Annotated in this window: 6 protein-coding genes and 1 pseudogene; 2 read left to right on the top strand and 5 right to left on the bottom strand. The window is 62.8% G+C overall.

The features are described from left to right. Window positions 1-225, top strand: a 225-nt coding sequence (locus tag ABD093_RS03000; RefSeq protein WP_343922335.1) for a hypothetical protein, incomplete at its 5' end; no start/stop codon positions are given. A 359-nt stretch (window positions 226-584) separates the two neighbouring features. After that, window positions 585-1,769 carry a Fic family protein gene (locus ABD093_RS02995; RefSeq protein WP_343922333.1) on the top strand — a complete coding sequence of 395 codons (1,185 nt, stop codon included), beginning with the start codon at window positions 585-587 and terminating at the stop codon, window positions 1,767-1,769. An 85-nt stretch (window positions 1,770-1,854) separates the two neighbouring features. On the opposite strand, the gene ABD093_RS02990 is transcribed toward ABD093_RS02995, so the two are convergent. The 5 genes and pseudogenes from ABD093_RS02990 to ABD093_RS02970 form a co-directional block, all read right to left on the bottom strand. Beyond that, entirely contained in the window at window positions 1,855-2,169 is a 315-nt protein-coding gene (locus tag ABD093_RS02990) for an MGMT family protein (protein ID WP_343922331.1), read from the bottom strand. A gap of 87 nt (window positions 2,170-2,256) precedes the next feature. Continuing rightward, a complete protein-coding gene (locus ABD093_RS02985; protein WP_343922329.1) occupies window positions 2,257-3,003 on the bottom strand; it encodes an ATP-binding protein in 747 nt (248 codons plus the stop codon). Continuing rightward, the gene (istA, locus tag ABD093_RS02980; protein WP_343922337.1) at window positions 3,000-4,511 is read right to left on the bottom strand and encodes an IS21 family transposase; all 1,512 of its coding nucleotides are present in this window, start codon (window positions 4,509-4,511) and stop codon (window positions 3,000-3,002) included. The genes ABD093_RS02985 and istA overlap by 4 nt, the downstream gene beginning before the upstream one ends. Before the next feature lie 220 nt (window positions 4,512-4,731). Further along, window positions 4,732-5,741: pseudogene (locus tag ABD093_RS02975) on the bottom strand (IS1634 family transposase); the annotation flags it as partial. A gap of 483 nt (window positions 5,742-6,224) precedes the next feature. Continuing rightward, window positions 6,225-8,171, bottom strand: a complete 1,947-nt coding sequence (locus ABD093_RS02970) for a P-loop NTPase (RefSeq protein WP_343922326.1) — start codon at window positions 8,169-8,171, stop codon at window positions 6,225-6,227. Window positions 8,172-8,371: the final 200 nt, after the last annotated feature.

Genomic DNA, 8,371 nt, shown 5'->3' with positions numbered 1-8,371 from the left:
GCTCGTCGGGGTACTTCCTCGGTGCTGCCATGCTCCTCATCCTCCCGTGGATTCAGAGCCTCCACCAGACCCGGGGCGATTCAGCGGGGCGTGGTGGGGGTGCGTCGCCGGACTCACGGCGGCGACCACGGCGCTGAGCACAACTCGGTCGGCTTCGCCGTCGATGGCGAGTCCGACTGCCCGATCCTCGACCCCTTCGTCGCTGACGACGAGGTGAAGCTATGAATCACCGTAGTTGGGAGCATCAGCTACCACCGATGCCCAGTCCTCCTCGACCTCGCCGGGCTCTGGTTCGTCGATCATCGGACCGTCGGCGAGCCCCATGCTGCCTCGACACTTTGACGCCACCGTGCACGAGATCGAGCTCTTCACGGGTCATCACCATGCATCAGATACACAAACATGCAAGCAAATGCACAGCGGAGTGTGTATGTGAAGAGATCCTGATGGTGTTCCCGCTGATCGAAGAGGTGGCCGGCGCGCGGGTCGCGATGCGGCAGCTCTACCGCGACGTCACGAGTGCATCCTTCACCGCCACGCGTTAGAGTTAACTGTAGCTAGATAAAGTTAACTGAGGAGGCGCGATGGGCATCCATGGCACCTGGCTGGCCGGACGGCAGGCCCCGGACTTCCGTGGCAGCACCGCCGCCGAACGCCGCGGGGGCACCTTCTCGTACTACTTGCCGGCCCACCTGGCCGATCAGGATGTCGGTGCTCTGCTCGACCGTGATGTGCGCGAGTACGCCTTGGAGGTGTCTGCGCAGGTGGCCACCACGTCGGCGCAGGTCGACGAGGCGACCCGACAGGGGATCTACCCGCTGCTCCTGCGGTCGGAGTCCATCGCCTCCTCGCAGATCGAGCGGATCAACGCGTCCACACGGGACGTGTCCTTCGCGCAGCTCGGCGAGCAGTCGGGCCACCTGCGCAACCACGAGGCGCTGGCGGTGGCCCGTAACGTCGAAGCGACCCGCGCGGCGATCGAGACCCTTGCCCGGCGCCCCGAATGGGGTATTCCTGACGTGGAGGATATCCATCGGGCGCTCGGTGTGGTGGGAGTCGCCGTCGGCCTGCGGGACGTCGACGTCTGGATCGGCGGGCGGGACAGGGTGAGGGCCGACTACGTCGCACCGCCGCCGCAGCAGGTTCCGTCGCTGGTCGAGGACCTGTGCCGGTATCTGAACGAGTCCGGCGAGCATCCGCTGATCCTCGCAGCCATCGCCCACGTGCAGTTCGAGAGCATCCATCCGTTCGAGGACGGCAACGGGAGGTCCGGGAGGGCGCTCGTCCACGCGGTCCTCGAACGCGGAGGAGTGGTCCGCTCCGGCGTGCTGCCCATCTCCACGGTGATCCGTGCGCGGGAACGCGAGTACGTGAAGCTTCTCGGGGCGTTCCGTACCGACGACGCCGACGGTGCTGTCGCCGCGCTGAACGACTGGGTTCGCTACTTCACCGCCGTCGCGGAGGAGGCAGGCGAGCACGTCCGGAGCGTCCAGGGCAAGGCGCAGGAACTGGATGCTCTGCTCGAGGAGAAGGTGCGCGGACTGCGCTCCGACGCCTCGGCCCGGCGGATCCTGCCGCTGCTGCGGAAGCAGCCCGTCCTCACCGCGGCATTCATCGCCGAGCACCTCGGCGTCTCCAAGGTGGCAGCGCACAAGGCCGTCGACACGCTGGTCTCCCGGGGGATTCTCGCCCCCGGTACGGGGAAGTGCCGTCGCTCGGGGGTCTTCCAGGCCGACGACGTGCTGCCGGTGCTCGACGACGAGTTCTGACGACAGCAGATGCCCACGCGATGGAGCCTCCCCGCGGACAGGTCGCTGTGGGAGGCGCCGGGCGCCTTCGTCACCCCGCCGAGGCTCAGTCTGACGACGGTGAGCCCGTCGCCCCTGAATCCGCCCCGCCGCTCTCGCGGCGCGCTCGGAGTGCGCGCAGATCTACGCGGTGGCCGGTGAACGGCACCTGCTCCTGCGCGAGCAGAGCGGGCGCGGTGCCGGCATGGCAGGTGGCGGGCGTCCCGTCGGCCCGCACCACGCGCCACCAGGGGATGGTCTCCGCGATCGTCCCGACCAGGCGGCCCACCTGGCGTGGGTGCAGACCGGTCGCGTAGGCGATCTCCCCGTAGGTCATGACGCGCCCGGGCGGGATCTGAATATTCGTAGGCGTGGGAGCCACCCAATCGTGCCTTCGGGGGCCACCGATCGTGCCGGCGGGGGCCAGTGATCGTCTCGCTGGGGACCACTGGCTCCCGCCGGCATCACGTCACTGCGTCATCGCGGCGTGCTCGCGCATGTTCCGGGTGCCGGTGTCGATCCAGATGGTGTTGTGGACGATGCGGTCCATGATCGCATCGGCGTGGACTCCTCCGCCGAGCCGTGGATGCCAGTCCTTCTTCGCGGACTGGGTGCAGAACACCGTCGAGCCGGTGTCGTAGCGGAGTTCGAGCAGTTCCAGCAGCATCGAACGCATGCCCTCGTCAGGATGGTCCAGCAGCCACTCGTCGATCACCAGCAGCGAGAACGTCGAGTACTTCCGCAGGAACTTCGTCTGGCCCTGGGACCTGTCCTTGGCTAGGACCCAGGCCTCTTCGAGGTCGGGCATCCGGATGTAGTGCGCCCTGATCCGGTGCTGGCAGGCCTGCTTCGCCAACGCGCATCCCAGATACGACTTCCCCGACCCGGTGAAGCCTTGGAAGACCACGTTCTGCTGCCGGTCGATGAACGAGCAGGACGCCAGCTGCGCGATCACGTTCCGGTCCAGCCCGCGTTCCTCGACCAGGTCCAGGCGGCGCAGGTCCGCGCCGGGGTAACGCAATCCGGCCCGGCGGATCAGACCCTCGACCTTGCCGTGGTTGAACGTGGAGTGCGCCTCGTCCACGACCAGTTGGAGGCGGTCTTCGAACGACATCCCCAAAACGTGCGTCTCGTCCTGGGCATCGATGGCGTCCAGCAGCGCGGTAGCGCCCATCTCGCGTAGTTTCCGCTTGGTCTCGATATCGATCGCGGTCATCGGGCACCTCCGGCGTAGTAGTCCGCGCCGCGGACGAAACCGCCCTGCTCCGCAGGCTCCTCGCGGGGTGGACGCAGCCCGGCGGTCTTGTCCTGCCCGGTCGCAAGGATCGGCTGGAGATGCGCGTAGCGGGGCGAGCGGATCCGGCCCGTCAACGCGAGCGCGCAGGCCGCCTCGACCCGCTCTGCGGAAAAGCGGCGGGAGAGCCGCAGCACCGCCAGCGCAGGGTCCAGGCCCTGCTCCTGGATCGGTACGGACTCGAAGATCCGCCGGGTCACGATCACCGTCGCGGGGCCGATCCGTTCCGCCCAGGCCCGTACTCTTGCCGGGTCCCAGGCCTGGTAGCGGTCCCCGGCGGGCAGATCCGCGTCGTTGGTGCGGTACTCGTGCACCGACCCCTCGGGGAGCAGCAGGTGACTGGAGAGCCGCTGGTGGCCGTGGTAGATCTCCAGCGTGCGAGCCGTGATGCGCAGATCAACCGTGGCACCGATGTGTGCGAACGGCACCGAGTAGAAGTTCCGCGCGAACGAGACGTGCCCGTTCCTGGCCACGCGTCTGCCGTAGAGCCACTGGGAGATCTCGTAGGTGACCGTCGGCAGCTCCGTCAGCAACGGCTTCTCGTCGCTGACGAACACGCTGGTGCGCGAGCCCGGCCGCTTCTGGAATGGTTCGGCGTTGTAGGCCTCCATCCGCTCGCTGATCGCCGTAGCCAGCGCGGGCAGGGTCGTGAACTGCTGGTCTCGCAGCCCGGCGATGACCCAGGTCGCCACGTGCGCGACGGTGTTCTCCACGCTCGCTTTGTCTTTCGGTTTCCGTATCCGGCCCGGTAGCACCGCCGCCGAGTAGTGACCGGCCATTTCGCGATACGCATCGTTGAGGACGATCTCCCCCTCGCGCGGGTGCTTGACCACGCCGGTCTTGAGCTTGTCCGGCACGATCCTGGGGACCGACCCGCCGAACGCGTCGAACATCGCCACGTGCGCCCGCAGCCACGACTCCTGGCGCATATCCAGCGCCGGGAAGCAGAACGCGTAACGGGAGAACGGCAGACAGCCCACTAATAAGAACACTTTCGAGACCTCGCCGGTGACCGCGTCGACCAGCTCCATCGTGGGGCCGGACCAGTCGACCTCTACGCTCTGGCCGGCCTTGTGCCCGACCCTCGAGGCGGCGCCGGTTACCAGCACGTGACGCTGGTAGGTGCGGCAGAACCGGTCATACCCCATCGCCGGTTCCCCGGCCGCCGCGGTGGCGTCGAGGTACTCGCCATGCAGGAGCTTCAGCGTTACCCCGAGCCTGGCCATCTCCCGATGGACCTGCTCCCAGTCCGGCTGGGCGAACACGCTCTCGTGCTCGCCCCGGCCCGGGAACAACCGCGCATACACCTGCTCATCCCCGAGCTCAGCGACGTCGTCCCAGCCGATCCCGACCCCGTCAGCGGCGTCGAACACCGCCCTGACCGACTTCCGAGACATGCACTGCGAGGCAGCGATCGCTCGCCCCGACAGACCCTACGCACGTACCTGGAGCACCAGCTTCGCTCTGATCTTCCGTACCATCTTCGATTGCTCCTTCCGCCGCGTGCCCTATACACGCGGCGGAAGGAGCGTAAGCAGGGTGGTCCCCAACGACACCACCACTGGCCCCCAACAGCGCGATCGCTACGAAAACGAACTGGCACCCGGACCCTCGATCAGTGGACCCCAGCGAAGCGAATATTCACTCTGTCTTGGTATTGCCGTGGCGCGGGGTGATCGTGTCGATCAGCTGCCCATCCTCGAACGTATTTCCGTTCCAGTGGAAGTGATTCGCCAGGTCACCGGGGGCTTTCACCTGTCTCGAGCCGACGATGAACTTCAGACCCGCCTCGTCCAGTGCGGTCAGGTTCGCGGTGGAGAGCATCCCGGCGTCGGCAACGACGACCATGTCCGCCAGGCCGTGGCGGGCTTGGAATTGTTTGATGATCGGCACGATCGTGCGAGTCTCAGCATGGTTGCCCTCGAAGCAGCCGATCTCCAGCGGGAACCCTTCACGATCCACCAGCAGCCCGACCACGATCTGGGGATCGACCCGGCGTTCCTTCGAGAAACCGACCTTCCGCAGCTCATCCTCGTACTCCGCCTCGAAATAGAGCGTGGTGACGTCGTAGAGCACCAAGGAGACATCACCCCTGTTGACGGCGTGGTCGAAGCACTTCGTCGCAATCTGGTCGCGGTACTCCCGCTCGGAAATGCGGGCCAGGCAACGCTTCATCGTCGAGCGGTGCACCGGATCCATCCCGACCTCAGCGAGCACGNGCTTCATCGTCGAGCGGTGCACCGGATCCATCCCGACCTCAGCGAGCACGCGGCCGGAGTCGCTCATCGAGGTTGGCTCGATGAGTCTCGCGGCGACGAGCTGGAAGAAAGCCTCGTCCTCGATGACGTCGAAACGCAGCGTCGACCAGGCCGATTGGAGGGTCTCGAGCAACAGGCGGGAGTGCTTGGACTGCACCACTGCGGACTGGGGGNGCGGCCGGAGTCGCTCATCGAGGTTGGCTCGATGAGTCTCGCGGCGACGAGCTGGAAGAAAGCCTCGTCCTCGATGACGTCGAACCCCAGAGCCGTCCATGCCGCCTGGAGCGTCTCGAGCAGTTGCCGGGAGCGTTTCGAGTGGACCACAGCTGACTGCGGATCCCGCGAAAAACCCAGGTCAAGGACCTCCTGGCCGGCATTGATCCTGTCCCTGCCGGTACTCATCAACGCCGCCAGCTCCGCTTCGGTATGGGCGGAGCCGAGGTGTTCGAGGACCACGTCCCGGCGATTCTTCCGCTCGGCGATCTGCACGGCCGTCGCTCCCGACGCCGTCTTCACCTTCCGCAGAAACACCACACCATTAGTGTGTCATCCACACACCCCTCCAGTGCCCTCACCAGTAGAAACACCCTCCGGAACAGCGCTCACCGCAAAGAGAGGTCCAACTCAGGTGCGAGGCCCTCACCCGAGAGCCCGAGCCGGCAAAGTAGCGGCAGGGAACTTGGGACGGTTCAGGTCAGGTGGCGAGAAGGTAGCGCTAGACATGTCGAGGTCTCCCAGAAGGCGAGCGTCAGAACTTCCATCATCGGGAGACCTAGACGTCTACCCCGGCAACGACGCGCCCACCCCCGAGCTTCGCAACTACACCCTCATCTACGAAGAGCGCCTTGTGATATCAAGATCGATTCTTTCGATCCTCCACTTCACTCACCGCGAATGATCAATTGCTTCGAACTGATGTCTTAGATTGGTGAGTTCCCGTTCAGTGCGGTCTCCGGAATCTGCGACAATGCGGACTTGGTTATAGATCGTCTCCCATGTGTCATGAACCTCGTTCCACAGGTCGCCAGTTGGTACCAAAACGCCCGGGTTTCTGTCTTCGTTTGCGATTCGCGTGAGGACGTTGATCGCGCAACGTAAGTACGCCATCCAGGTGACTATGTCTTTGCTGCTTCGCTCTAGGTGAGACGACTTCTCGAACGCGTCATACCCTCGCTCGTAATACTTGCGTATGTCGACGACATCAAAAGAGGCCCGATCGAGCAGTACGGTGCCAAGGGTTGTGAAGCTATACGAATCCGGCGTCAAAGTGGTAGCTCTATTTGCAAACGATTCAGCCCTGGCCAATAGCGAAGTGTCGTCTCGCGATTCGCGCCGAGCCAGGATCGCTCGCTGTTCCCAATACCGTGCATTCCATGAACCGAATATGTCAATTAGGGAAGCGTACCATTGGTCTATATTGGCGCTCGGGAATAACTCGTGCAGGCGCTTCTGCGACATGAACGCTCCGACAAGCATTGCGGTAGGGTTGCGAGCCAAAAGACTCTCTCTTCCAATGCGAGGCGACAAGGCCCTAATTCCCATTCCTATCAGGTCAAGAGCCGCAGCGTCGCCAAGTTTTCGAACCACGGGTGCGAGTGCCATCCACCGGTGTCTGGTACCGACATCGACTCCGTCGGTCTTTAGGAGAATCTGCATCTGTGGATCGTGCTGGATCAGTCGAATTAGTTCTTCACTATCGATTCCTAGCATTCTCGACAGGTCTACGGCCAAGAGTCGACGTCCGACCCTGGCCGCGTACGATGAAAGGAGGATAGCGTTGAGCTTGTAACTATCGTCGATCGGGAGAATAAAATCTTGCACTCTCTTGCCGAACCCGGGCGCATCTTCCAATTGGGCCATGGAATCGAACAATTCCTTGCCCTTAAAGTGGGCTACTCGGCGACGGTCGGTCTCGCTTTCCAATATGCCAAGTCGCCCTGCTTCGGATAGTTTATCGACCAGCCTCGGTGCATCTACGCCCGTCAATTTCCTATTGATCGAGCCGAGTCGATCATGTGCAATATTACTTCGAGACACGCGCCCGAGAATATTCGCTTCTCTCTCCACGTCTTCGACACAGACGCACAGCACTCGTAGTCCTGATGCTCTTGCTTCAGAGATAAGCTTGTTAATATCGCTGGTCACATCGGCGATTCCATCAAAAAGAAGGGCGATTGACTTTCCGTCGGCTGCGTATGTTAATAAGGCTTCATGGTCGATGCGACCCTCGTGCTTAAACGCGAAGGTCCGCCATGAATGCTGGCGCAGATGAAGGGCAACCTGTAGTAACCCCGTTGATCTTCCAGTAAGTCGATGCCCAACGTACGCGATCAAGATCGACTTTGGAAGCATTCGGCCAACGTTGTTGCAGTCACTTTTGGCATTGGAGACCCACTCTAGCTCCGCGGGAACCGAGCCTAGTATGTCTGCCCAAGCAGGTTCTTCTCCGCCCAGAAAATCGTGATTTTTGGCCGCTGCAGGTGTCCTGCTGGAGTTCAATTCCACGAATTGTTGTCCAACCCGGAGACCTATTTCTTGATCGGCATCAATGTTTTGGGACAGATCCATGCCTATGAGTTCGGACCATTCAAGAGTAAATTCCTCCGCAGACATTTCCACGGGAATCACTCCCCATGCGCTCAAATCTTGATGCATGGCCGGAGATATCGACCTTGAGACGTAAAAGGTGGGTGCCGGGTGCGACGGGTTGCGGCGGGAGATGATTGCTTCTATGTCAGGTTCGTCGATGAGTCGGGCCCCAAGGATCACAAAGGGGGAGTTCCCGTAAGAGTCCCGGAAAGTTGCAGGCCAAGTGGCGCGCTGCTGCGCCATCGAAGAGTATTCGGTTAACGAGAATATTAGATCCCGTGGTTCATCGCGATCCACAATGCCGTGCAGGTGGATCACGTTGAGATTTCGCCCTAGGCAGTATTCGTCATCCCAGCTTAGAGGGCTCTTCGCGGTTCGTGGTGAATGACCCTGCTGTGGCGGGTATTCACGCTACGGTTCTCGCGGCGCTGGTGAGCAGGATA

Origin of the sequence: Brachybacterium tyrofermentans, assembly GCF_039526165.1 — a bacterium.
In the GTDB taxonomy this organism is placed as follows: Bacteria; Actinomycetota; Actinomycetes; order Actinomycetales; family Dermabacteraceae; genus Brachybacterium; species Brachybacterium tyrofermentans.
The sequence above is the reverse complement of the archived record's forward strand: the minus strand, read 5'-3'. Positions and strand labels throughout refer to the sequence as shown.

What these genes read in the sequence shown, in the direction of transcription:
- ABD093_RS02995 (WP_343922333.1), top strand. Translation starts at nt 585, where the DNA reads ATGGGCATCCATGGCACCTGGCTGGCCGGACGGCAGGCCCCGGACTTC.
- ABD093_RS02985 (WP_343922329.1), bottom strand. Translation starts at nt 3,003, where the DNA reads ATGACCGCGATCGATATCGAGACCAAGCGGAAACTACGCGAGATGGGC.
- ABD093_RS02970 (WP_343922326.1), bottom strand. Translation starts at nt 8,171, where the DNA reads ATGGCGCAGCAGCGCGCCACTTGGCCTGCAACTTTCCGGGACTCTTAC.